Source organism: Macrococcus sp. CoH-51_TC_04 (genome assembly GCF_058188655.1).
In genome coordinates, this window is the sequence record NZ_JBVGOY010000035.1 from 1 (window position 1) to 1,272 (window position 1,272).

General features: G+C 30.2%; 1 protein-coding gene. It reads right to left on the reverse strand.

Annotated features, from left to right (window positions below; all coding sequences use genetic code 11):
- Positions 1-44 precede the first annotated feature (44 nt).
- Positions 45-1,186 (reverse strand): IS3 family transposase gene (locus ACZ2V4_RS11660; protein WP_198479331.1). Its coding sequence is split into 2 segments (ribosomal slippage): positions 45-916 and positions 916-1,186, totalling 1,143 coding nucleotides; the frame shifts between segments, so codons are not numbered across the junction.
- Positions 1,187-1,272: the final 86 nt, after the last annotated feature.

The window sequence follows — 1,272 nt, forward strand, 5'->3', positions numbered from 1 at the left end:
GGCACTGCACCCTTACTAAGGGAGCTCAATAAAAACACTATTTTCTAGGCTGCTAATTTCCTATATTCTATAGGGGATAAGTAGCCTAGTTTTTGTTGAATTCTAACTTTATTATAGTTTTCAATGTAATTTTCGACAATATCTATTACAATGGTATTAGAGCTTCTAAGCTCACTGTTTAAGTAGAATGTTTCACACTTTAGAGAGGCATGAAAACATTCTATTGGGGCATTATCAGCTGGCGTTCCCTTACGGGACATGCTTCTGGTAATGCCTTTTTCTGTACATAGGGCATAGTATTCATAAGAAGTATAAACACTTCCTTGATCACTATGTAATATAGTACCTGGTTCCAATTGAAGTTGTTTTAATGTCTCATTTACTAATTCTTGATTTTGTTTATTACCGATTTTATATGCCACAATTTCACCATTGTAAGCATCCATGATAGATGAAAGATACAACATTGTATTCCCGAAGGGTAAATAAGTGATATCTGTTAAAAGTACTTCTAAAGGTTTCTCTGCTTTGAAGTTTCTATTTAATAGATTATGTGTTTTATAATATGCATTCCCTGGTCTTTTCGATTTTTTCATTCGTACTTTACAATTTAAATTATGTTTTTGCATAATCCTTTGTACTTTTTTGTGATTAATTGGTTTATTATTTTTTCTATTTAACAAGGCAGTTATTTTTCTATAACCATATGTAAAACGATGTTTCTTACATAGTTCTATAATTTCTCGTTCATCCTCAGATATACTGAAATCTTTGTTTTTCCATCTGTAATAATTTGATTTTGGAATATCTAAAGTTTCTAAAATGACTTTCACTGTATATTTAGATTTCAATTCATTTACTAATTCAACAACTACCTCTGGGACCACTTCCTTTCCAATTCCTTGTACTTTTTTAAAATTTCATTTTCTACTTCTTTGCGCTTTAATTCAATTTTTAGCGTCTCAACAGTACTCAATTCTTCATTTCCTTTTCCGTAGGAATATTGTTTACCTACTTGTTGATTGAATCTATGTGTTTCCCCATTTCTATACCATTTCCACCACACTTTAACTTGAGATTCATTTTTAATATTTAAAGCATCCATTATTTCTCTTGTACTATATCCTTTAAGTTTCATTTCTACTACTTTATATTTTATTTCAACTGAATATGCCACTCTTTTCATAGAAAAAACACCTCCGTATAAATTCATTTTAATATGAATTCAACGAAAGTGTTTTTATTTTACTCCCATATCATGGGGTTAGCGCA